Raw genomic sequence first — 23,460 nt, 5'->3', positions numbered from 1 at the left:
TTATTCCCATTCTATTGTTGCTGGCGGTTTTGAACTTATATCATATACGACACGATTGACGCCAGGGACTTTATTGATGATATCATTTGAGGTTTTTTGCAAAAACTCATATGGAAGATTAACCCAATCTGCAGTCATACCGTCCGTACTTTCTACAGCTCTAAGTGCAACACATTTTTCGTACGTACGCTCATCTCCCATTACCCCCACACTATTTACCGGCAACAACATGGCTCCTGCCTGCCACACTTTATCATATAACCCCCATTCCTTAAGTCCATTGATAAAAATGGCATCTACTTCTTGTAAGATCGCCACTTTTTCCGGGGTGATATCCCCAAGGATACGAATTGCCAACCCTGGCCCAGGAAACGGATGCCTGCCCAACAACGACTTATCTATTCCCAAACTTGCACCTACCCTACGAACCTCATCCTTGAACAACATTTTTAAGGGCTCTACCACTTTTAACTTCATAAAATCTGGCAAACCACCTACATTATGGTGGCTTTTAATAGTTTGCGAAGGGCCACCGGTTGCGGACACTGACTCAATGACATCTGGGTAAATGGTACCTTGTGCCAACCAAGTTGCATTTTCCACTAAATGCGATTCATCATCGAACACCTCAATAAATACACGTCCTATAGTTTTCCTTTTGGTTTCCGGATCACTCTCCCCAGCCAAATCATCCAAAAAGCGTGCCGAAGCATCCACACCCTTTACATTTAGACCCATGCCCTCATATTGCTTCAATACATCTGTAAATTCATTTTTACGCAAGAGGCCATTATTAACGAAAATACAATGAAGGTTCTTGCCAATAGCCTTATGCAGCAATACGGCCGCCACGGAAGAATCAACCCCTCCGGACAATCCTAAAATAACTTTTTCGTTTCCAATTTTTTGTTTCAACTCCGCAACGGTCTTGTCCACAAATGCATCTGGGGTCCACGTCTGTTCCATTCCGGCAATTTTCACCAAAAAGTTTTCCAGGACCTGTTTTCCATCCGTAGAATGGTATACCTCTGGGTGAAACTGGATAGCATAGGTTTCCTCCCCTTCAAATTTAAACGCTGCATTTTCAACATCATGCGTACTTGCCAAAAGGGTTGTATTTTCCGGTAGATGCTTGATAGTATCCGCATGGCTCATCCATACTTGGCTACCTGCGTCTACCTTATCAAAAAACGGTTCGTTCCCCTTAACAAAGCTAAGGTTTGCCCTACCATATTCCCTAGTATTGGATTTTTCTACACTACCCCCATTAAAATGGGCCAAATACTGAGCGCCGTAGCAAACTCCCAATAACGGCTTTTTACCCCTAATGGCAGATAGGTCCGGGTGAGCAGCATCATCTCCCCTAACGGATAAAGGAGATCCAGACAAGATTACAGCCTTATAACCGGAAAGGTCCTCTGGCAATTTATTATATGGCTTGATTTCAGAAAAAATGTTGAGCTCACGAACGCGTCTACCGATCAATTGGGTATACTGTGAACCAAAATCTAATATTAGGACTTTATTTTGCATGGGCAAAAATAGCAAATTGACGGTTCTTGAAAAGTATCTTTTGGTTATATTTAAACTTCATTTCAATTTTTTTTATGAAAAATGTAAGTGCTATAATTTTTGGAGCGGCAATAATCATTGCAGCCTTTTTCCTAGGAAATGCTTATGTGCGTAGGGCCAACCCTCCATAGATTATTTCGGTAACCGGGCTGGGGAACGAAAATTTTACCTCTGACCTTATTGTATGGGAGGGACAATTTTCATCTAATAGCACAGTATTGAAAACCGCATTTGACCAATTGAACAATGATAAGGAAATCGTAAGGCAATATCTGACTTCTAAAGGTATTCCTGCAGAAAATATCATTTTCAACAGTGTACAGACTACAGAAATGCGTGACAATCAATATGACAACGGAAATTATGTAGGCAGTATCTTTAGGGGTTATCAACTGACCCAAACCTTAAAAATAGAATCTGAAGACGTGGCATTAATTGAAGGGGTATCCCGTGAAATTACAGAACTGCTCAATAAAGGGGTACAATTTAACTCATACCCTCCAAGATATTATTATACCAAATTAGCCGACCTTAAGATTGAAATGATTTCCAAAGCCACGGAAGACGCGCGAATACGTGCAGAAAAGATAGCTGAAAATGCAGGTAGCGGTTTAGGAGACCTTGTATCCGCAAATATGGGTGTATTTCAAATTACCGGTCAAAATTCTGGAGAAGATTATAGTTGGGGCGGAGCTTACAATACGTCCTCCAAAAACAAAACCGCATCAATAACCATGAGATTGGAATACAAGGTAAAGTAATTCCTTAACTTTAATTGATCGCTTTCAAGGATTTGGATCAAAGCCAACTACAGTTTCCTTATGCCTAATTTCATAAAACAAAAGCCCGGTAATCAACCGGGCTTTCTAATCAACCAACCATTAATTTGAATACAATAAAAAGAATAATCTTTTTCATAACAATCTGTATTCAACCCTTTTGTCGTATTAATTTTTAATTCCTTACATGCCTTTAAAGAAAAAGCCCAGGAACCACCCTGAGCTTTTCAACTAAATCTAAACCAACTTCAAACCAAAAAAAATCAAAATTTAATTTTCATAGCCATTTTATATATAACAACTACATAAAGCTTTACCCTACCCTACTTGGCTTTTATTTTTAACTTTAACAAAAAAAATACAATGTCCGATGTCTTTTTTGAGGAAATGCGTAATGAAATATTCAATGGAGTCAATGAGCATGGACATCCATTTAGAACCATTTCCCTAGCAACCGTTGGTCATAATGCCATACCCAGATTATGTACCGTTGTCTTGCGTGAGGTCACCAATGATTTAAAACTGACCTTTTATACCGATAGCAGGTCCCAAAAAATAAGTAATTTAATGTTGAACGATCAAATTGGCCTACTTATGTACCATCCTCATAAATTATTGCAGATAAAGGTTGAAGGACAAGCACATATTGTAAAGGATGTTGAACGATTAAAGGATACATGGAACAACATACAGCCTAATAGTCGGCGGGATTATATAACCCAACATAGCCCTAGTAGTAAAATAACCAATCCTAGTACTATTGAATACTTAAACGATGGTCATTATTTTACCATGATCGATGTTGTGCCACAAAAAATTGAATTCCTCAAACTTAAAAGACCTCATCATATACGAATAGCCTTTGAAAAGAAACAGGATACTTGGAGCAGCACATTTTTAGTTCCCTAAAGCGGAATAAAAATAAATATTCTGCTTTTCCTTCCCAAAATCAAGGATGCTGTCCATAACTACATACTGCCCATTAGCGGGTTTGTTAAATGACACTTGAAGTTTAGGTTCTCCGGTATGCTTATCCTCATACGAATAATCATCTTGGGCTATGATAGTACGTCCCGGTCGTAATAAACGTATATTTCCTGCATAGGTAACATTAGGCAACGTCCATTGATCATCAGGATATTTATCCTCCAACATTTTTGCGACAGGATGAAATCCATATTGAACAGAAGACTTAATCTGCAGCAATTGCTCCAAAGGTGTTCTGACCACTTGGGCAAATAGTACACTATAAAATAACCAATATCCTATTTTAACGACCTTCATTCCATTTTTTAATTCAATGGACTCCATCAATAAAATGGTAAAGGGTATGAATAGTGGCAAAAGCCACCTAGTTTCTACTTTCTGGGTCTGAAATACTACGAAAAACAAGAGCAATACAAGAAACTGGACTATTGCCATTTTTAAAAACCAACTGTTGACAGGCTTTTTAAAGGTTAAAACTTTAAAAAAGAAGCCTAAAGCCAAAACGATCAGCATTACGTATACCAAAGCCAATATTCCCTTGAGAAAAGTAAGTACCGGTAGTAATGAAAATGTGGGCTTTATGGTATTGCCCATAACCTTTTCCTGAATACTTTCCGATAGGAAAACCTGATAACCTAAAACCTTTTCAAAAATGAGGAATTGGCCCAAAAAGTCATGCAGTGGACTATTGAGCACATGCAAGATGATAAAGGGTATTTCTATTACCAGTTAAAGAAAGGAATCAGTTCCAAAATTTCCTATATGCGTTGGAGCAATGCTTTTATGTTCAATGCAATGTCCAACTATTTAAAAGAAGTTAGCTAAATGAAATCGGAAAAAGTAAGCGGTGTACAAATATATATACCAGAGTCAAGAACCAAATTAATGGAGTTTGCATTTGCGAACAAGAAAATACTTGTGGCCGTAAATGGAGAAAAAATTCAACATGCAAGTGAGCAGACCAGAGAAATAATCAATAGAAATGTTGGGTATTCTGATGGTATTGGTGCAGTTTGGGCCTTGCATAAAAAAGGACACCATGAGGCCATTAAGATTCCTGGGTGTGAACTTTGGTTGGATATTATCAATGCATACCAAACGGAGAAATCGTTTTACCTCATTGGTGGCAAGGAAGAAGTCATTCAAAAAGCGGTTTCGCAATTGCGGGAAGAATTTCCTGCCATCAATATTTGGTTTCAGAAATGGATATTTAACGGCCAAGGATGACGAAGAGAATTTGATCAATGATATAGGCGCCAAAAAACCAGATGTTGTTTTCGTGGCCATGGGGTCTCCAAAACAAGAACTTTTAATGGAAAAATTGTATCTACGGCATGCCGCGGTGTACCAAGGACTGGGAGGTAGTTTTGACCTTTATATAGGGAACACGCATAGAGCCCCTAAATGGTGGTTGGACAATAACCTTGAGGGAATATATAGAACATTGATGGAGCCAAGGAAAAGAATCATGAGAGATATAAAATTATTGCCCTATTTCTACAATCTGGTACTGAACAAGCTTTAGAGAGCCAATTGTACATGTAGCCATAATACCCCTGATCTTAAAATAACTTAACTATAAATTAAACAAAATGTTATCTACCCTAGTGTGTGCCAATGATGATGAATGGAATGATTTTCTTGAAAAGGAAAATAACCATCAGATGGTTACCATTGCCCATAATCCGTGTTTGGGAAAAATATTGTCCAATACTTTTGGATATTCCTCTACCAACTATTTCATAAAGGATAGGGAACAAACCATTGGTGTAATGCCTATAGTCAATGTTGGTAAAAAGATGGTATCCATGCCTCATTTTTCATATGGAGGCCCATTAGTACAAACTTCATATGCAAACAATGTAAATATATCCTCTCTAATAAACGCCCCTAGTTTTGAAATACGAAGTTTTGAAAAACTTTCTGAGCATTATATCGATAAAAAAATCAGCTGTATTCTAAAATTGCAGGATACGGAAGATGAAATGTTCATGACCATTAAAGCGAAATTGAGACAGAAAATCAGGAAGACCCTTAAAATAAATTTTGATGTAAAATCTGGGGGAATAGAGCTATTGAATGATTTTTACACCATATTTTCCCAACGCATGCTCAAATTTGGTTCACCTCCTTTGGGTAAGCAATTTTTTAGGAATTTACTACAGCAATACACGTATGGCGATGTGCAAATTACCGTTATCTATGACGGGGTTAAAGCAATCTCGGCGGGTTTTTCCCTTTCTTATTTAGGCTTTAACGAATTGTGTTGGTCAGGAACTGATGAGACATATAATAAGCAAAATGTAAATGCACTCATGTTTTGGGAAATGATCAAAACCTCCATTGCAAAGGAGCACCGCTATTTCTCTTTTGGAAGGTCTACAATAGATAGTTCCCAACATGAATTTAAAAAGCTTTGGAACCCTATGGAGCTCCCTATCTATTACAATCTATCGGAGGAGCCAAAGACATCATTGAGAGATTTTGAGTTCTTGACTAAAATCTGGAAATACCAACCACTACGAACTTCACAGATATTAGGGCATTATGTCTCTAAATATGTGTACTAAAATCTGTAGAAGTAATGAAAATTCTAACTTTTGACATAGAGGAGTGGTTCCATATTTTGAATAACCCATCTACCAAATCAGAAAAGGAGTGGGTAAATTATGAGTCTCGCATCCACAAGAATATGGAAACCATTTTTGAAATTTTGGACGTAAGCAAGGCTTCCGCTTCATTTTTCGTTGTAGGGTGGATAGCGGAAAAATATCCAGAGGTGGTAAGGATGATTTCTGATAGGGGGTATGAAATTGGTAGTCACACCCATATGCATCAACTGGTATATGAACAAGACCGCCCAACCTTTTATAATGATGTGGAACGATCGATCAAAACTATAGAGGATTGTATTGGGAAAAAGGTAGAGCTGTTCCGTGCGCCAGGGTTTTCCATATCACATAATAATAAATGGGCTTTTGAGGTATTACATGAATTAGGTATTACCACAGATTCATCCGTTTTCCCTATAGGGCATGCGCATGGCGGACTTAAGTGTTTTCCTAGTGCCAAACCATCCCTTATAGAGTACAATGGTGTAACCTTAAAGGAATTTCCAATAAATATCCAATCTATTGTAGGTAAGTCCATGGTTTTTTCTGGTGGCGGGTACTTTAGGTTGTTACCATACAATTTTATTAAAAAAGCGACGCTCAAGTCAGATTATATAATGAGTTATTTTCATCCAAGGGACTTTGATTATAAGCAACCCTTGATCCAGGATTTATCTTCAATAAGACGGTTTAAGTCTTATGTAGGTTTAAAATCATGTAAGCCTAAACTTGAAAAATGGCTAAACGATTTTCAGTTTATGGATATTTCCACAGCCAATGATAAAATAGATTGGAACCAAAAAAAAGTTGCTGTTTTAGATTAAAAAAATATGAGAAAAATTACACTTATTGCAGGTGCACGACCAAATTTTATGAAAATTGCACCAATTATCCATGCCATTCAAAACGCTCAGGACAATGGTAATGATATTTCCTATAGGCTTGTACATACCGGCCAGCATTACGACAAAAAAATGTCCGGTGATTTTTTTGAACAGCTTAATATTCCCGATCCAGATGTTAACCTAGGGGCTGGTGGTGGTTCCCAATCTGAACAGACGGCTAGTATCATGATCGGTTTTGAAAAAGAGTTGATCGCTAACCCGGCTGATCTTGTAATTGTTGTAGGCGATGTTACATCTACGATGGCCTGTGCCATTGTGGCGCAAAAGCTTCATATTAAGGTAGCTCATGTTGAGGGGGGTATTCGATCTAATGATTGGACAATGCCAGAGGAAATCAATAGGTTGGTTACAGATGCCATTACCAATTATTTCTTTACCACTTCTGAAATTGCAAATGAAAATTTACGTAATAGCGGGGTAAAGGAGGAGCAAATATTTTATGTAGGCAATACTATGATAGATACATTGCTAAAGCAACGGTCAAGGTTTGCCAAGCCAGATATTTGGGATCAATTAGGTCTAAAGGAAAAGGAATATATGGTCATGACTTTGCACAGACCTGCAAACGTGGATCAAGAGGCACAGATAAAATCGTTGATGGATGAAATAATTGTACATAGCAAAGATGTACCATTGGTTTTTCCCGTTCATCCGCGTACGGCCAAAATATTGAACAACCTGAAAATTTCACATCCAAGATTGCATATGGTGGAACCTTTGGGCTATCTGGAATTTAATTACCTGGTAGAAAGAAGTAAGGCCGTAATCACGGATTCTGGTGGTATAACGGAAGAAACTACGGTAATGGGTATTCCATGTATGACACTTCGTGATAATACCGAAAGACCGGAAACCATTACAGAAGGTACCAATGAACTTTTAGGAACCGATCCAAAGGCCATTCAACCTGCTATGGAGAAACTTTTTAAAGGGGAATGGAAAACGGGTGGTATCCCAAAATTATGGGACGGTAAAACAGCAGGTCGTATCGTCGATATAATATTGGATTTCAAAGAATTATAATTTCTTGAACCTTAGTGATTTGTAATATTGTACCGCTTTTTAGGTTAAAACTCGATAAAAAAATACTAAACCATACCAAAAATTAGTTTGGTTGTGTACGGGTTAGGTATTGTTGAATAATATTGACTTTAATTATGAACGAAAAAACATACGTCTTAGATTTTGAAGAGGACAAGGAATCATATGACATAAAAGAGGCAATTGCCAAATATGTACGTTTTTGGCCTTGGTTCTTGGGGATGGTACTATTGTTTTGTGCCATTGCCTTTGCGTATATGAAATATGCTCCTGTAATCTATAAGACAGAGGCAAAAATCAAGATTTTGGAAGACGCCATGAAAACAAGTGTTGTCAAGGATGTCATTTCCATTGCTAGTGCAAACCCCAATAATAGGTTATTGGATATACAAAATCAGATTAAGGTAATTCAGTCGTACCGTCTGTTGCATAATGTGGTAGATGAGCTTCATTTGGATATTGAATACCAGCAGTTGAACAATCTACTCTACAAGCAAATATGGGAGCCGCCATTTACGGTCAGAAAGAACATCTCAGAGGACAAGATCAACGAACCTTTAAAATTTGAGGTAAAGTTGACCGAAACCGGCTTTGATATTGTGGATGAAGAAGGTACGCAATACAATGTTCCTTATAACGAAGCCAATACCTCTGTTTATTATCTGCCCTTTAAAATTGAATTGGCAGAAAGTATCACTAATGTAAAGAATTACAGAAATGATTCGTTCAAGGTAATAATAGACTCAAAGAGAAAAACGACCCTAAAATTGGCCAAAAAACTGACCATTACTACAGAAGCCAATAGTGAGGTCCTTAATCTTTCTTTGCTGGGCGAGAGTAAACAACGTTCAGAACAGGTTTTAAACTCTATAATCAACAATTTTAACCAAGACGGAATTTTGGATAGGCAATTGGTATCCAGAAGGACGTTGGAAGTAATTGAAAAACGATTTGTTTACCTGTCCCAAGAACTTGATTCTATTGAAGCGGGTAAGCAAAATTTAAAGCAAGAGCAGAATATATCGTTCATTCAATCAGACGCCGGAGCAAATCTACAGCGTAAGACAGAAGCGGAAAGTGAGGCGCTTAAACTAGAAACTCAGGTTTCATTGTCCAATTTATTGAAGAAAACGGTAGCCAATGAGGCGGAATATAATCTACTTCCTGCAGATATTGGACTTGCCAATAGCGGATTGAACGCTATGGTGTCCAATTATAACAATATGGCCAGGGAACGTCAAAAGTTAATTACATCGGTTGGTTCTAACCACCCTACCTTGGTTAAATTGTCCAAGCAGTTAGAGTTGAGCAAACTTAATATATTAAGCAGTGTAAACAATTATGAGGCCCAATTGGCGCTGTCATTGCGTAAAACAAATCAGGAAAAAAACTCTGCCGGGTATCGATTTTCACGATTACCGGAAACGGAAAGAATGCTAAGGTCTATTGAAAGACAGCAGAGCATCAAAGAGAACTTATACCTATTGTTATTGCAAAAACGTGAAGAGGCCACAATTGATTATGCGTCTACCGCACCTACCATTAAGGTTATTGAATACGGTCTAACGAACTTGGATCCATTATGGCCTAAACCTACCGTGGTATTCCCGGTAAGTATATTATTGGGGCTTTTATTGCCGTTCCTGGTCTTCTATATCCGTTTTTCTACGGATAACAATATTCACGACCGTTCAGAGATTGAGCAGTTAAATCCAGAAATTCCCGTAGTTGCGGAAATTCCATTTTTTGAAAAGGATAAAAAGTTCATCGATGTCAATGATCGGTCCGTTCTTGCGGAGTCGTTCAGGATACTTGGTGCCAATGTTACCCATTTGTTATCGCCGGAAGAAACAGATGAAACCGGTAAGGTTATTTTTGTGACTTCCGCGGTTAAGGGAGAAGGTAAAACCTTATTGGCACTTAATCTGTCCCTTGCCTATGCCAGTATTGGTAAACGCGTTTTATTGGTGGGTGGGGATTTAAGAAACCCAACCTTGCATACCTATTTGGGTCTGGATAAGAATAGCCAAGGCCTTGCCGATTATCTGGCGGGTAAAATAAAGGACTTTGAGCCCCATACGTTTGAGGGCTTTAAGGCAAATCCCGATCATAAAATATTTTTGAGCGGGGCTGTACCTTCTAACGTTCCGGTACTGTTGTCCGGTAAGAACTTTGAACAGTTCTTGGAAGAGGCCAAAAAAGAATATGATTATGTCATTATGGATACGGCCCCTACCATGTTGGTGACGGACACCCTATTGATTGCAAAACATGCCGATATTACCTTGTTTGCCGTACGTGCCGGGGTAACGGATAAAAATGTAATGAAGTTTTCAAAGGAGCTCAACAAGAGCAAAAAAGTCAAAAATATGGTCTACGTAATGAATGCCGTAGGACAAGTGCATGCCGGTAAATTAAATTATGGGTATGGATATGGATATGAGATGGAACAGTCGGAGAAATCCAAAAAATGGTTTAAAAAAGCGTAAACCTAAATTTGTGGTACTTTACAGGCTAATCATCTTATAATCGATGCAATGAAAATAGCAATTCTTGTCAATAGCTTAAATCAGCTTAGCAATTGGCAGTATAGGGTCATTGAAGGAATTTGCAACGACCCGGATATGGAGCCGGAAATACTATTGGCCAATGGCCCATTCTTCAATTGGAGATTGGGCCATACCGGTAACGTCAATGCTCATGCTCAGAAGATTGGTGGAGTGTCCGGTTTATTGCTAAGAACGCAGTACGCTATTGAAAATAAATTGTTGTTCAACCCTCCCCAAGCAAATTATACATCAAATTCTTTTCCGTTTTTGAACGATTTAAAAGTTGGTGTACTTGGAACGGATGAACCCGGACCCATGGACCTTTTATTGAATTTGGATAGCGTTCCTGTTTCAGATGCATTGCTAAAAACTTCAACATACGGGCTCTGGGAACTATTGTTCAAGGAAAGTTCGTTGGTAGATGATGGCCCCGTTGGTTTTTGGGAAGTGGTAAAGAAAAAACCGGTCGTTACGGCAACATTGGTCAATTTTAAAGCGAACCTTCAAGCATATGCCATTGTAGATCAAGCACATTTTAATAGGCATTGGTCAATGACAGAAACGGCTACCATTGTTTCTGAAGGTAGCGTGTCCTTACTGTTTAAATGCCTAGATAGGTTAAAGAACAATACCCTTCAACTTACGGAGTTTTCCATGCCGGTGAAGACCAACACAAGTTACCCCACGTTATTTTCTACCTTAAAGTATATGGGGAAATTTTATGGCGGTTTTGTGAACAAGCTGTATGAAAAATCAATGGCAAAACTTGTAAGCAGGCGGTATGAGTGTTGGACGGTCTTTACAGGTAACGAGGGTTTTTTTCAGGATATTACGTCCTCTGCAATGGCGTTGCCCATGCCCGATAATGAATTTTGGGCAGACCCCTTTCTTTTTCACCATAAGGGAACCGATTATCTATTTTTTGAAAATTATTCCTATAGCACCAAAAAAGGAAAAGTTAGCTGTGGTGTTTTAAAAGATAATCAATTGACCCAGATTGTGGATATACTGGATACGGGATACCATTTGTCCTTTCCCTTTATATTCGAGCAAGATGGAGAGATTTTCTTAATGCCCGAGGGTAGCGAGAACAAAACTTTGGAAATATATAAGGCCGTGGATTTTCCGTTACAATGGGAACCCTATACGACAGCTTTTGAAGGGGAAGCAGTGGGCGATGCTTTTTTCCATACCGATCAGGATCAACAGCAGTGGTTATTTTTAAACAAACAGGCTGCGCCAACATCTCCCATGAATAGTGAACTGTTTATCTATAAAGTTGATGGCGTTAAGCTCAATACCTTAATTCCCCATCAACAAAATCCGGTTCTCATAGATGCTAGTGTAGCAAGAAATGGAGGGGCGATCTTTATGCATGAAGGGGAATACTATAGGCCTTCACAACGAAATACGGATGGAGTGTATGGTAGGGCGTTGAATATCAACAAAATTGAAAAATTAACGCTGGAGGAATATAGGGAAACTACGGTACAGGTTATTGAGCCTGATTTTGAGCATAATTTAATGGGGCTGCACCATCTGCATGAATGCAACGGTAAATTTGTTTTTGATGCTGCCTACCGTTACAAATAGGGATATTCATCAATAAGATTTTGAAAGGTAATCCGTAGGCGATTACTCAGGTACACCGTCCCAGATCTCTACATCATCTACCCATTGGTACATGGGGTAATTGCTTCCATACACTTGGGTCAACATAATAAAATCCAAATTGTCATTGTTATAGGTGGTAACTCCATGATGTTCGCCAATAAGTTGGCCGTTCACTTTCATTGACGCATAACCATCATCCCCATTGCTCCATTTTATATGGTATTCTACTTTGAACCATTCGCCTAAGATCAGGGGTATTTGCGTGTTTCTTAATTGCCATATGGGGTTTTGCGGACTTACATCACCTTGTAACATCCAATAGGGGTTGCCGCGTATATCGGTAGCCATGAATGCGATCATCCTAAAGCCATTGGAGTAACTGGCATAATTGGCTGTCTTATATTCCCAAATGGCGCGCCATTTATCGATCCCTTGTACGGAACTTGCATCGGTCTTCATCCAATAGGCAATATATAATTCATCTGGGTTTTCCTGAATATCGTTTATTTGATAGGGCGCCTGGGTTACTTGTACATCATAATTCACCCGTTGGAACAAAGTGGTCGTCTCATTACCGTTTGGTCCGGTAATCACTTCTAGAGCATTGTCTATGGCGGCACCATTGTCATCATTGATGTTGTGTATTCCACTGGGCTCGCTGGCGTTGGCAGATCCTAAAATTGTTGGTGGCCAATAATAGCCGGTCTCGGTGTCCTTACCTACAATATATTGATAATCATACCTGGTCTCGGTCAAACTTACGCCTTCAAATCCGGATTTAAAGAGCAGATTTGCTTCACGTCCAGGAGCGGTAGGTGGTGGCGTGCCGTTTTGGTCCACGTCAATTTCTACTTCGGTCTCTGTTTCGGCTTCTGTTTCGGTCTCTGGAAAGGATGTTGAACCAATATTGTCCTTTCCACATGCACATAATAGTAATAGGATCAAGGGGGTCATAAGTGGTAGGTAGGTTAATTTTTGTAATGATTTCATTGGGGTATCACTTAATTGCTTCTATATCATATACGTAACATTGTCATAAAAAGTTTGTACCGGTGATTACAACCATTTTAGTTCTCTTTGTTTAGGGTTGCCCGTCCCAGATTTCAATATCGTCTACCCATTGGTACATGGGGTAATTATTTCCATAGACCTGCGTAACCATAATAAAATCTAAATTATCGGATTTTGAGGTCGTTGGGCCATGATGTTCACCAATTAACTGTCCGTTGATTTTCATAGAGGCATAACCGTCATTGCCATCGCTCCATTTTAAATAATATTCTGCCTTGAACCATTCTCCGGTAATTAATGGAATATCATAATTTTCTATACGCCATACCGGTTGGCGTGGTCCTATATCTCCTTGAAATTGCCAATAGGGTGTGCCTTTAATATCGGTGGCCATAAAGGCGATCATTCTAAAACCATCTTTATAAGAAGCATAGTTTTTTGTTTTGTATTCCCAAATGGCACGCCAAATATCTTTCCCTTTTAAGGAAATATCATCTGTTTTCATCCAATAGCAGATATAAAGCTCTTTGGGGTTCTCTTTTATATTGTTGATTTGATATGGGGTCTGTGTAACTTGTACATCATAGTTTACCCGTTGAAAAAGTGTGGTGGTTTCGTTGCCGTGCGGTCCTTTTACTTTTTCCAGATAATTGTCTATTGCGGGACCGCCACCATCATTGACCGTATGTATACCACTGGGTTCCTTATCTTTTTCAGAAGAGCCCAAAATTGTAGGTGGCCAGGAAAAACCGGTCTCGGTATCGGTACCCGTTATATATTGGTAGTCGTATTTATTTTCTGAAAGTTGAACACCTTCAAAACCGGAACTGAAAAGTAGTTTGGCGGTTGGTAGACCGTTTACACGTGTAGGTGACGTTGTATCCGGTACGGAGTGTTGCTCTTCTACCTTATGGGTAGAGGTAAGCCGGGCTATTTTTTTTTTACGGTGCCTTCCAATGGGTCGTTGACCACATGCACGTTAAAGGAGGCGTTTTCTACTGACCCGTGTATAAGGTCATTGCTAGTGGCATTGCGCACAACGTATTCAGAAACAAGATCGTAGTCTTTACCACAAGAGGCTAAACATAACATGGATAGTAAAATGACTAGGGGGACGAAAAAGGTTTTGGAAAAAATAGACTTCATGTAACGGTAATAAAATTATTTCGTTGCTTTTTTAACGCATTCCGAAAATATTTAAACTATATCCATTAACGATGAAAAGTTCAATTTATTCGATGAAATGCATAATAAAAGTTATTAACGTTAATTGTTAATAAAAAATATACCCTCTCGATGAACGTATTTATTTAATTTATTTCATCCATTTTACACTAAATAAACCAAGCCCTTCATTTTCGCTGCAGTTCAATTTCCCCCGAATACGAATTGCAATGTCCATGAAGGGCTTGGTCTAAAATTTACTTAATAGATGGGTAAGATTTTTAGTGGTCATTGAATTATGGCGTTGGTGCAAACGTATTATTACCAATAGTTCGGCCTCGGTCAGCTCATAGGCGGTCTTAATGGATTTTATCTTTCGCTCTCCCAGTGCTGCCAAAAACTGTAATTCTTTCTGTTTTGTGTTCATGTTCTCAATTTAATGAACCGCCCTTTTGTGGGAAGGGCGGATTGCATTTAACTAACAGCCAACTAACTCAACGTAATTTATATAGGATCAAAACTATGTAGTGGCAACGTATTGAACAATACCCAGTTATGGGTATATTTAAAGTGTAATGGAGCAAGTAAAGATGATTTCAACATTAATGGATAATATACCTTGTATTAGGTATAGTATCACCATCTAAAAATCTTCATTTTTGAATGAGTAACCATAAAAACCAAACTAATGAAAACGATTACAAAAGTTACCCTGCTCAGTTCCCTTGCCCTATTCTTTTTAACGCCTTTATTCCTAACGGCACAAACGGACACTATGGGTGACGGAATCATGGTAGTACGAAAGATAGCCGGAAACCCAATGGAAGCCTACAGCTCTACCTTGGATCTAAACGATAACCGTAAGCAGCTGATTATGGCAGGACAGAACTATCAGACCAATTATGGTATTTATGCTTCCATAGAAATTGGGGATTCCTCCTTAGGGGAAAATTATAAGACCTTTAAAAGTGTGGAGTTTGAAATTGTGAACTACAAGCCTACCTATTTTATTGGTATAGATTCTATTGTTGTGGCACCTAATAATATGAAAGATGGATTGACTTTTTTGATCTACACCAAAGCTATGTCAGATAATGTGTCGTATTCCCTAAATAACGAACAGCTAAAAAATCTGCATTTTGAAAATGGAGGGTACATCCATTCCAAGCGAATTTTAAATCCTATGTTCCCTAGGTTTGATGCTGCTGGTAAACCTATTTTGATGAACGATGGTAGGCTAGATGCCTTACCTGACAATGGAAAAGCTTTTGATTTTGAATTTTTCTATAAAGATGGGAGGCATGTGGTACGAAAGGAAGATTATGATAAAGAAGTGATTTCTGACCAAAAGTATAAAGGAGAACAAGTTTTTAATATGCCTGGAAAAAGGTGTTGGGCAAGTTTCAATAAGATTATTTTTTAATGAATAAAACGGTTCTCTATCTGCTTCTTATTGCATTTTCTAATCTTTGGTCAAACAATCCAAAATTAGATCAGTTATTTAATGCTACCAAAAATCAGGACTTCCCTGCCGCGTATAATTTAGCCTTAAATATAGAAGATGAAAGTATGGAAAACCATCTTATCACTTTAATTGATTTAATGTCATCTAAGAGGACCAATTCTAAATCTTTATATGCCTTTGAAAAGACGAATAACGAATCACTTAATTTCATCAAATATTTAATTGAAGGTTACAGTAATAGTTATGCATTAAAACAGGATAATTTACAAGCATTTAAAAGTTTTTCAAATGCTATAAAACTTGCTGATAAAATTGGAGACAAAGTTTTTGTTAAAGCTGCGCTTATTGGTATTTTAGACTTGTTTGCTTCTGAAATATTTATAGGGAGCAAGCAATACTTACCGTATTTAGAACGGTTCATAGCTATTAAATCAGATGTTACGGATGAAATTTTAAGTATTCGCTATGGATTAATTTTTTTGAGTAAAGGAGACGATAATCTTAATGATATTGATATTCAATATTACTCATATAATGATAAGTTAGATTCCATTTTTGGGACATTACCTAATTCGAATAATCTTTTCCTTTGTTTTATTTAGAAAAAGGGATTTATTACAAGATTGAAGAAAATTTTGAAAAGGCTGAAGATTTTTTGTTAAAGGCAGATAGTACCTCAGTAACTTTAAAATACAATGATGCTTTCAGGAATAAGATTGCGTGGCAATTAGCACATGTAAATTTGCTGAATGATCATTTAGTTGAAGCGAAAAGATTTTTGGAAATCTCTAAAGGGATTCAATTAAATTAAAAGATGATTTCTATAACGACCGTCTAGCCTCGGCCATCTTCCAAAAAGAAGGCAACTATGATTCTGCGTATCACTACTTACGAAAATCGGTAGATATTGAGTATGAGCTGGGCTATAAGAACAATACCTTGGAGTCCTCCATTTTAACCGTACAAAACCAGACCGATAATTAAAACTGGATAAGTTGGAATTGGAGACTTCCAATGCCAAAATTAGAAATTGGACCATATTTCTGGGCATGTTGCTGGTCTTAGGTACTGTCATTGGTGTATTGGTAAATAAGAATGCCATACGAAAACAACTGTTGGCAGAGCAAGAAAAAACACTTGGGCAGCAAAAAGTATCCAATATTCTAAAGGAACAAGAGCTTGCCACCATAGATGCCATGATTGAAGGTCAAGAAAAAGAGCGGCAACGGGTAGCCAATGAGCTTCATGACGATCTGGGTGGCTTAATGGCGGCGGTAAAATTGCAGTTTAATTCACTTGAAGCGTCGGACAAACAAGGTAATAAGGAGACATTTGCCAAAACAGAAACATTAATTGATGAGGCCTACGGTAAAATTAGAGCTATTGCCCACGCCAAAAATTCGGGATTAATAGCCAAACAAGGGTTATTGCCGGCCGTAAAGCAAATGGCGGAAAAAGTTTCCGTGGCCAGTGTATCGGTATCTTGGTGCATGATCATGGGTTGGACACCCGCCTGGAAAACAGTATGGAGCTCACACTGTTCCGTATCGTTCAAGAATTGATGACCAATGTAATCAAACATGCGGAAGCTACTGAAATGAATATCCATATTACCAACCATGGCGATACCTTGAATATTTTAGCAGAGGATAACGGTAAAGGAATGCCGTTGGATAAAACGGCTAACTATGGTAATGGTATGGGATTAAAAAGTATAGATAAGCGTATACATTATTTGCATGGTTCCATGAACATAGAATCGGAAATAGGAAAAGGAACCGTAATCATTTTAGACATACCCATATGATCAGATTGGCTATTGCAGAAGACCACCAAGCCCTTATTGACGGTTTGGAACTCTTACTTAAATATGAAGAGGACATTAGTATTGTAGGTGCCGTAAACGATGGTGAGGCATTACTGGATTTGGTGCGCTTAAACAGCCCAATGTGGTAGCGTTTGGTCCGTATTTAATCTACCTGGGCGTTCAGGACTTCAATTTTGAGGCCTTACCAATGGTAAACCTATTTTGGGCCAGCTCAACCCGTTGTTTGGATATTAGTATGGTACTATCCAAGGCCGTTAGCTGTTGCTGTGCTGTACCAATCATAATAAGTGATCATTACCTCGCCCACTTTGGCCACAATAACTTGTTTTAGTTCTACCTCGCCTAAAATTCTGATTTTGTTTCAATTGTTCAGATTGGCGAACATGCGTAGGCCATCAAACAAGGTCCAATCCATGGCCACACCATAATTTAAAACTATTGTTCTTTGCATTGTCCTGTTCTACCTGGAACCATCTGAACGGGTTTGCGAAAATTCTGTACACTATTATTATCCGTAATACGGGCTTCCAAAGTAGGAAGCATGTGCATAACCCGGACTTACCCTATGGAATCAATTGCGAGATTATTGCTGGCGGTAATAATACTGTAATTATTCTCTATTGCTATTTTTACCGCTTCATGCAAGGAGAGCACTTCTTGTCCCCGGACATTGCACCCAACTAGAATACAATAAAAAATATAATCCTGTAATAATTCATTTTAATATGTTTCAAGCACTTTAAACTCCGATCTTTCTACTTTTTCACGTGACCACAGCATATAAAGTGCAGGAATTACAAATAACGTTAGCAGTAAGGAGAACTGGTCCACCAATGATCACTACCCCCATGCCTATTCTACTGGTAGAAGCCGCTCCCAAGGATAACGCTATGGGCAAAGCTCCAAGGCAATGGTTTAAACTGGTCATTAGAATAGGCCGTAGTCTAGATTCCGATGCCTGTAGAATTGATTCTCTTTTTCCTATCCCTGTTCCCGTAATTGATTGGCAAATTCTACAATAAGAATACCGTTCTTGGTTACCAGACCAATTAACATTATGGTGCCTATTTGACTGAAAATATTCCATGACTGTCCAAATAACCACAAGGAAAACATGGCTCCGGCAACGGCCATAGGTACGGTCAGGATAATGATAAAGGGATCTATAAAACTTTCAAATTGGGCAGCAAGAATTAAGAAAATCAACAGTAATGCCAATCCAAAAGCAATAGGGTATTTGAACTACTTTCAACAAAATCCTTGATTCTCCGCCAAATCCGTAGTAAAGGATTCATCCAATACTTTATCCTTTATCCGCTCCATGGCCTCAATACCGTCGTTGATGGTTTTACCGGGTGCTAAATTTGCAGATACGTAGCAGACATGTACCTATTATTGTGATATAGTTGTGGGTGGACTACTATGTTCTGATGTTTGAACCAAGTTGTCTAATTGAATCAACAAACCATCTTTATTTTTGACAAAGATCGATGTCAAATCCATCGGTGCATTTCTGTCCTCTTATCAAATTGACCAATTACTTGATATTGCTTTCCGTTCATTAGAAAATATCCAAAACGTTGTCCGCTCAAAGATAGTTGCAGGGTTTGGGCAACATCTATTACGGACACCCCTAAACTTTCAGCCTTCTCACGGTCTATGGTCACATAGATTTCAGGCTTATCGAATTTTAGATTAACGTCTACAAAGGAAAACGTCTCATCATTTTCGGCTCAGCCATAAATGCAGGAATATTTTCTTCTAACTTCTTAAGTTTTGGGCTTGTATAATAAACTGAATTGGCGGTCCTCCTCTTTATTCACTGAAATTGTAGGTCGCTCAGATACGTTAGATTTACCACCGACATATGCTTTAGCCCATCGCCCAAGGTCATTGGCAATATCATTTGAGAACGCTCTCGCTCACTTGGGTCAACCAAAGCTATATTTGCCTACCACTATTAACTGATGATGACCCAAACCCTGGTGAGGTAAGTACAAGACTAACTTTCTTTTCTGGAATAGAATCATTTATCAAATCTGTTATATCGGTCATTAAGCGGTCCATGTATTCATACGAAGAACCTTCTGGGGCATTTACACTTAAGCGAACAAACTACGATCATCATAAGGTGCGGTTTCTTTTGGAAGTAGTATGTAGAACACCGCAATTAATCCTAAACATCCTGCCAAAATTGGAAAACTCAACCACTTTCTTTTCATAAATTCCCTAAGCGATTCTGCATAGGAACGGTTCATTCTCAAAAATACTTCTCCGTAAAATGATAGAATTTTGATTGTTTCTGTTTGCCGGGTTTGATCAAGTAAGCATTAAGCATAGGGGTCAGTGACAAAGAAACAAATGCGGAAATCAAAACTGCCGCACCTAAGACCACCCCCAAACTCACGGAAAAGCCTGCCTACAAAACCTTCCAAAAAGATTACCGGAAGAACACCGCTGCCAATGTTATTGAAATGGATATGACCGCAAAGAATATTTCATTAGACCTTTTATGGCGCCTCTATAGGCTCATACCCTCTTCTACTTTTTTATATAATATTTTCCGTTACCACAATACCATCATCCACTACAAGTCCCGTGGCAAGTACAATGGCCAAAAGTGTAAGCACATTAATACTATACCCAAACAGCCACATAATAAGAAAGTGGCTATCAAGGATACTGGAATATCTATTAAGGGCCTTAGGGCCATGGACAGTTTTTCTAAAGAGAAGAAAATGACCAGGATAACCAATACTATTGAAATCAATAAGGTTTTCCGCAACCTCGGTTACAGCCCTTCTTACAAAGACCGTATCATCATTACCACGTTCAATTTAAAACCTTCGGGCAAATCTTTTTTTAGCTTTTCATATTCCTCATAAAAAGCATCCGCAATCTCCAAATAATTGGTTCCTGGTTGTGGAATGACCGCGGTAGCGCCATTGGCTGACCGGAGTCGCTCATCTTGGTCTCCATGTTTCCCCTTCCAAACTTGCCTTACCATGTCACTTAAACGAACAATTTTTCCCCATCTGCCAGAATAATATATCGTTGAACTGCTCTTCCGTATTAAGATTCCCGATTGTCTTTACCGTTAACTCCGTATTTTCTCCGGTTAATTTTCCAGATGGCAATTCTACGTTCTGTGCAACAATGCGGTCCTACATCTGCCACTGTAAGTCCATAGGAAGCAATTTCAATGGGTCTATCCAAAGGCGCATTGCATACCTTCGCTGTCCCATATTTGTACGCTACTTACCCCAGGTATCGTTTCTATCCTTTGGGCAATAACGTTCTCTGCGTAGTCTGATAGTTCCAATATATTCTTTCCATCGCTCTGTACGGTCATGGAAAGGATACGTTGTGCATCGGCATCAGATTTGGAGACTACCGGTGGCGCATCCAAATCTTCCGGCAAACGCCTTACCGCTTTGTGACACCTTGTCCCTTACATCATTGGCCGCATCTTCAAGATTTTTGTCCAAGTTAAATTCTATACTAATAGAACTTGAACCTTGTACACTAGAAGAGGTTATATTACGTATACCGTCAATGGAATTGATCGCTTTTTCCAATGGTTCAGTGATCTGAGACTCAATTATATCTGCATTGGCACCTGAATAACTGGTTCTCACAGATACTTGCGCCGGATCAATGGAAGGAAATTCACGCACCCTAAATATGTATAACCAATGATACCGAATAGGATTAAGGTAAGGTTCATTACAATGGTCAGAACCGGTCTTTTTATACTTAAGGTCGATAAATTCATTATTCTGCGGTTAACGTTACAGGTTCTTCAAATTGAATATTGACGGGAGTACCATTTTCAAGGCCATAACACCATAGGTCAAAATAGTGTCCCCTACCTTTAGGCCAGAAACCACCCGTACCTCATTACCCGTCCTTGCCCCGATCTCAACATCGATTTCCTTGGCTTTACCTTGTTCGCAATAATATTCTTTTACCGTTCTGTACAGGTATCAAGGCTTCTGACGGTACCATTAGGGCATCATCTATACTTTCCAACGGCAACATTACATTGGCATAGGTTCCCGGGTATAACTTACCTTCCTTATTTTCCGCAATGGCCCTCATTTTCAATGTTCTAGTAGCAATCTCAACTTCTGGCTCAATGGCATACACCTTGGCCTTATATTCCTCTTTGGAATCTGAAGTAGTAAAAACTCAACTGCGAACCTACAGATACTTGAGACGCATATTTTTCCGGAATTGAAAATGTAATCTTGAGCTTACTGGTATTGACAATTTGGCGATCAATGTCTTGGGGGTTACATAGGTGCCTTTAGAAATATACCTCAACCCAATGGTTCCCGAAAAAGGTGCCCTAACTACAGTTTTTGAAAGTTGCGCTGTATTTATTGCGATTCTGCACTGGCAGATTGGTAGTCCGCACTCACAATATCATATTCCTCTTGACTTATGGCCTGTTTTTCCAACAATAATTTTGCCCTCCGTTCATTTTCCGAGGCTAGTTTTGGGGCCGTTCGCACTTTGATAATTTGCGCCTGTAACTCTATATCATTGACCTTGAACATTACTTGGCCTTCGGTAACCTTACTGCCTTCATTAAATTAATACGTTCAACAATTCCGGAAACCTCACTCTTATCTCAATTTGTTCATTGGCTTCTATGGTTCCGGATAAGGAAATATTATCATTGAACTGTTGGGCATTGAGCACCATCCCCTTTACTGAAGTTGCTTGTTCTACTGCATCATTGGCCTTAGATCCGCCAATTTCATTGTTTGCATTTATGCGATATACATTAGGGCGGTAATTCCTATTAAAAGTAGGCTATAAACAATGTATTTTATTTTCATTTGGAAGTTTGGATAATTATTGGCAAACCGGTATCGTCTACTTCACAAATCTAATTCTTAAAGGCTGTTTTATAGAAATGTTAGGTATTATTTAACACCGTTTAATACACCAATTAGCTCTTTTTATACATATACACATTGATTAAAATGTGCATTACACTGTATGACTTACAATATTTGAAAAGGTTTAACGAAATAAAAAATTTACATTTTATTTGTTTAAGTGAACTGTATTACCTTAAAACGTTCAATAAGGTTCGCCAACATGATGAAATATATACCGCTACATCTTATTCCGAAACCAAATAACTTCTATCCCAATCTTTCCAAACGACTTCATATCCTTGGGATTGTATCATTTTCTGTGATTTCCACTGTGCTTCGCTCGTCAGATATTTCAAACTGTTCCAAAGATTCAGGGGCAACCGCATAGCCACCTGGATTGGTTTTTGATTCCGCACTAATGGATGTAATACCTAGGTTAATAATATTATCCCTAAACACTTTACTCTCTCTAGTGGACATGGATAATCCACATCTTCGTCCAACAGACGATAGGCACAAATTAACTGGACCAAATCCGCATCGGTCATTGCTACCTTAGGCTCCACATCTCCTTGGTGCGGACGTAGGCGTGGAAAGGAGTGGAATACTTGGTTTTCCAATATGTTCTTTGCAAATATTTTAAATGCAACGCCGTATAAAAACTATCTACCCGCCAATCTTCCAAGCCGAACAAAGCACCTAACCCAATTTTATGAATGCCCCGCCCTACCCAAACGGTCGGTGTTAACAATCTAAAATCAAAATTTGATTTTTTACCTTTTGGATGGTGGGTCCTATATGTTGCCTTATGATAGGTTTCCTGATATACAAAACTGCATATAGTCCTTCCGCGATCAAGGTTTCATATTCTGCTTGGTCCAATGGTTGTACCTCTATACTAATATTAGAAAATGTTTACGAATTAGGCTATGGCATTTTTTAAATATGCTACACCTACCGTTCTGTTTGCTTCTCCCGTTACCAGAGAATATGATCGTAACCCAATTTTTTTATATAGGCCACCTCATCCAAAATCTCCTT

Annotated in this window: 27 protein-coding genes and 3 pseudogenes; 18 read left to right on the top strand and 12 right to left on the bottom strand. The window is 38.6% G+C overall.

Annotation, left to right across the window (positions count from 1 at the left end):
• The gene (guaA, locus tag Q2T41_RS19345; protein WP_089262842.1) at window positions 1-1,533 is read right to left on the bottom strand and encodes a glutamine-hydrolyzing GMP synthase; all 1,533 of its coding nucleotides are present in this window, start codon (window positions 1,531-1,533) and stop codon (window positions 1-3) included.
• A gap of 74 nt (window positions 1,534-1,607) precedes the next feature.
• On the opposite strand from guaA, the pseudogene Q2T41_RS19340 reads away from it, so the two are divergent.
• Both Q2T41_RS19340 and Q2T41_RS19335 read left to right on the top strand, forming a co-directional pair.
• Window positions 1,608-2,333: pseudogene (locus Q2T41_RS19340) on the top strand (SIMPL domain-containing protein).
• Window positions 2,334-2,714: 381 nt separating this feature from the next.
• Complete coding sequence (locus Q2T41_RS19335; RefSeq protein ID WP_304435013.1) at window positions 2,715-3,260, top strand: pyridoxamine 5'-phosphate oxidase family protein; 546 nt, start codon at window positions 2,715-2,717, stop codon at window positions 3,258-3,260.
• Here the strand turns inward: Q2T41_RS19335 and Q2T41_RS19330 are convergent.
• Window positions 3,249-4,007: a hypothetical protein gene (locus Q2T41_RS19330; protein ID WP_304437504.1), complete on the bottom strand. Its 759-nt coding sequence runs from the start codon at window positions 4,005-4,007 to the stop codon at window positions 3,249-3,251. The genes Q2T41_RS19335 and Q2T41_RS19330 overlap by 12 nt on opposite strands.
• 6 nt (window positions 4,008-4,013) lie before the next feature.
• Between Q2T41_RS19330 and Q2T41_RS19325 the strand changes: the two genes are divergently transcribed.
• The 8 genes from Q2T41_RS19325 to Q2T41_RS19290 all read left to right on the top strand — a co-directional run bounded on the left by Q2T41_RS19325 (window position 4,014) and on the right by Q2T41_RS19290 (window position 12,038).
• Window positions 4,014-4,163, top strand: coding sequence for a hypothetical protein (locus Q2T41_RS19325; protein WP_304437503.1), 150 nt, complete (start codon window positions 4,014-4,016; stop codon window positions 4,161-4,163).
• Window positions 4,164-4,565 carry a WecB/TagA/CpsF family glycosyltransferase gene (locus tag Q2T41_RS19320; protein ID WP_304437502.1) on the top strand — a complete coding sequence of 134 codons (402 nt, stop codon included), beginning with the start codon at window positions 4,164-4,166 and terminating at the stop codon, window positions 4,563-4,565.
• A complete protein-coding gene (locus tag Q2T41_RS19315; protein WP_304437506.1) occupies window positions 4,462-4,863 on the top strand; it encodes a WecB/TagA/CpsF family glycosyltransferase in 402 nt (133 codons plus the stop codon). Before Q2T41_RS19320 ends, Q2T41_RS19315 begins: the two co-directional genes overlap by 104 nt.
• A 67-nt stretch (window positions 4,864-4,930) precedes the next feature.
• Window positions 4,931-5,908: a GNAT family N-acetyltransferase gene (locus Q2T41_RS19310; RefSeq protein ID WP_304436489.1), complete on the top strand. Its 978-nt coding sequence runs from the start codon at window positions 4,931-4,933 to the stop codon at window positions 5,906-5,908.
• Between the two features lie 14 nt (window positions 5,909-5,922).
• A complete protein-coding gene (locus Q2T41_RS19305; protein ID WP_304436490.1) occupies window positions 5,923-6,774 on the top strand; it encodes a polysaccharide deacetylase family protein in 852 nt (283 codons plus the stop codon).
• A 6-nt stretch (window positions 6,775-6,780) separates the two neighbouring features.
• The gene (wecB, locus tag Q2T41_RS19300; protein WP_304436491.1) at window positions 6,781-7,878 is read left to right on the top strand and encodes a non-hydrolyzing UDP-N-acetylglucosamine 2-epimerase; all 1,098 of its coding nucleotides are present in this window, start codon (window positions 6,781-6,783) and stop codon (window positions 7,876-7,878) included.
• A 134-nt stretch (window positions 7,879-8,012) separates the two neighbouring features.
• Complete coding sequence (locus tag Q2T41_RS19295) at window positions 8,013-10,385, top strand: GumC family protein (RefSeq protein WP_304436492.1); 2,373 nt, start codon at window positions 8,013-8,015, stop codon at window positions 10,383-10,385.
• A gap of 48 nt (window positions 10,386-10,433) precedes the next feature.
• Window positions 10,434-12,038 carry a glucosamine inositolphosphorylceramide transferase family protein gene (locus Q2T41_RS19290; protein ID WP_304436493.1) on the top strand — a complete coding sequence of 535 codons (1,605 nt, stop codon included), beginning with the start codon at window positions 10,434-10,436 and terminating at the stop codon, window positions 12,036-12,038.
• A 42-nt stretch (window positions 12,039-12,080) separates the two neighbouring features.
• Here the strand turns inward: Q2T41_RS19290 and Q2T41_RS19285 are convergent, their stop codons facing one another.
• The 4 genes from Q2T41_RS19285 to Q2T41_RS19270 form a co-directional block, all read right to left on the bottom strand.
• Window positions 12,081-13,049: a polysaccharide lyase family protein gene (locus tag Q2T41_RS19285; protein ID WP_304436494.1), complete on the bottom strand. Its 969-nt coding sequence runs from the start codon at window positions 13,047-13,049 to the stop codon at window positions 12,081-12,083.
• Window positions 13,050-13,140: 91 nt separating this feature from the next.
• Complete coding sequence (locus Q2T41_RS19280; RefSeq protein ID WP_304436495.1) at window positions 13,141-13,797, bottom strand: polysaccharide lyase family protein; 657 nt, start codon at window positions 13,795-13,797, stop codon at window positions 13,141-13,143.
• A gap of 203 nt (window positions 13,798-14,000) precedes the next feature.
• The gene (locus Q2T41_RS19275; protein WP_304436496.1) at window positions 14,001-14,162 is read right to left on the bottom strand and encodes a hypothetical protein; all 162 of its coding nucleotides are present in this window, start codon (window positions 14,160-14,162) and stop codon (window positions 14,001-14,003) included.
• Window positions 14,163-14,484: 322 nt separating this feature from the next.
• Window positions 14,485-14,661 carry a hypothetical protein gene (locus Q2T41_RS19270; protein WP_179213130.1) on the bottom strand — a complete coding sequence of 59 codons (177 nt, stop codon included), beginning with the start codon at window positions 14,659-14,661 and terminating at the stop codon, window positions 14,485-14,487.
• Between the two features lie 261 nt (window positions 14,662-14,922).
• Between Q2T41_RS19270 and Q2T41_RS19265 the strand changes: the two genes are divergently transcribed.
• From Q2T41_RS19265 to Q2T41_RS19240, 6 genes are all read left to right on the top strand, one after another.
• Complete coding sequence (locus tag Q2T41_RS19265; protein WP_304436497.1) at window positions 14,923-15,657, top strand: hypothetical protein; 735 nt, start codon at window positions 14,923-14,925, stop codon at window positions 15,655-15,657.
• Window positions 15,657-16,301: a hypothetical protein gene (locus Q2T41_RS19260; protein WP_304437501.1), complete on the top strand. Its 645-nt coding sequence runs from the start codon at window positions 15,657-15,659 to the stop codon at window positions 16,299-16,301. Before Q2T41_RS19265 ends, Q2T41_RS19260 begins: the two co-directional genes overlap by 1 nt.
• The gene (locus Q2T41_RS19255; protein ID WP_304437500.1) at window positions 16,289-16,510 is read left to right on the top strand and encodes a hypothetical protein; all 222 of its coding nucleotides are present in this window, start codon (window positions 16,289-16,291) and stop codon (window positions 16,508-16,510) included. The genes Q2T41_RS19260 and Q2T41_RS19255 overlap by 13 nt, the downstream gene beginning before the upstream one ends.
• Before the next feature lie 184 nt (window positions 16,511-16,694).
• Window positions 16,695-17,261, top strand: coding sequence for a sensor histidine kinase (locus tag Q2T41_RS19250; RefSeq protein ID WP_304437499.1), 567 nt, complete (start codon window positions 16,695-16,697; stop codon window positions 17,259-17,261).
• Window positions 17,225-17,506 carry a sensor histidine kinase gene (locus Q2T41_RS19245; RefSeq protein ID WP_304437498.1) on the top strand — a complete coding sequence of 94 codons (282 nt, stop codon included), beginning with the start codon at window positions 17,225-17,227 and terminating at the stop codon, window positions 17,504-17,506. The genes Q2T41_RS19250 and Q2T41_RS19245 overlap by 37 nt, the downstream gene beginning before the upstream one ends.
• Window positions 17,503-17,655, top strand: coding sequence for a helix-turn-helix domain-containing protein (locus Q2T41_RS19240; RefSeq protein WP_304437497.1), 153 nt, complete (start codon window positions 17,503-17,505; stop codon window positions 17,653-17,655). The genes Q2T41_RS19245 and Q2T41_RS19240 overlap by 4 nt, the downstream gene beginning before the upstream one ends.
• Window positions 17,656-17,686: 31 nt before the next feature.
• Here Q2T41_RS19240 and Q2T41_RS19235 read toward each other — a convergent pair whose 3' ends face one another.
• Both Q2T41_RS19235 and Q2T41_RS21045 read right to left on the bottom strand, forming a co-directional pair.
• The gene (locus Q2T41_RS19235) at window positions 17,687-17,809 is read right to left on the bottom strand and encodes a hypothetical protein (RefSeq protein ID WP_304437496.1); all 123 of its coding nucleotides are present in this window, start codon (window positions 17,807-17,809) and stop codon (window positions 17,687-17,689) included.
• Between the two features lie 438 nt (window positions 17,810-18,247).
• Window positions 18,248-21,254: pseudogene (locus tag Q2T41_RS21045) on the bottom strand (efflux RND transporter permease subunit).
• Between Q2T41_RS21045 and Q2T41_RS19190 the strand changes: the two are divergent.
• A complete protein-coding gene (locus Q2T41_RS19190; RefSeq protein WP_304437489.1) occupies window positions 21,223-21,345 on the top strand; it encodes a hypothetical protein in 123 nt (40 codons plus the stop codon). The pseudogene Q2T41_RS21045 and the gene Q2T41_RS19190 overlap by 32 nt on opposite strands.
• On the opposite strand, the gene Q2T41_RS21065 is transcribed toward Q2T41_RS19190, so the two are convergent.
• The 3 genes from Q2T41_RS21065 to Q2T41_RS20830 form a co-directional block, all read right to left on the bottom strand.
• Entirely contained in the window at window positions 21,319-21,447 is a 129-nt protein-coding gene (locus Q2T41_RS21065; protein ID WP_495660027.1) for a hypothetical protein, read from the bottom strand. The genes Q2T41_RS19190 and Q2T41_RS21065 overlap by 27 nt on opposite strands.
• Before the next feature lie 22 nt (window positions 21,448-21,469).
• Entirely contained in the window at window positions 21,470-21,676 is a 207-nt protein-coding gene (locus Q2T41_RS20835; protein WP_367186916.1) for a hypothetical protein, read from the bottom strand.
• Window positions 21,677-21,909: 233 nt separating this feature from the next.
• The gene (locus Q2T41_RS20830; RefSeq protein ID WP_367186915.1) at window positions 21,910-22,089 is read right to left on the bottom strand and encodes a hypothetical protein; all 180 of its coding nucleotides are present in this window, start codon (window positions 22,087-22,089) and stop codon (window positions 21,910-21,912) included.
• 432 nt (window positions 22,090-22,521) lie between these two features.
• On the opposite strand from Q2T41_RS20830, the gene Q2T41_RS19180 reads away from it, so the two are divergent.
• Entirely contained in the window at window positions 22,522-22,683 is a 162-nt protein-coding gene (locus tag Q2T41_RS19180) for a hypothetical protein (RefSeq protein ID WP_304437488.1), read from the top strand.
• Here Q2T41_RS19180 and thiH read toward each other — a convergent pair.
• Window positions 22,665-23,460: pseudogene (gene thiH / locus Q2T41_RS19175) on the bottom strand (2-iminoacetate synthase ThiH); the annotation flags it as partial. The gene Q2T41_RS19180 and the pseudogene thiH sit on opposite strands and share 19 nt — an antisense overlap.

The sequence above is a fragment of the Maribacter confluentis genome (assembly GCF_030505015.1).
GTDB classification, from domain to species: domain Bacteria; phylum Bacteroidota; class Bacteroidia; order Flavobacteriales; family Flavobacteriaceae; genus Maribacter; species Maribacter sedimenticola.
Note: the sequence above shows the minus strand (reverse complement) of the source record. Positions and strands in the feature narration are given on the sequence as shown.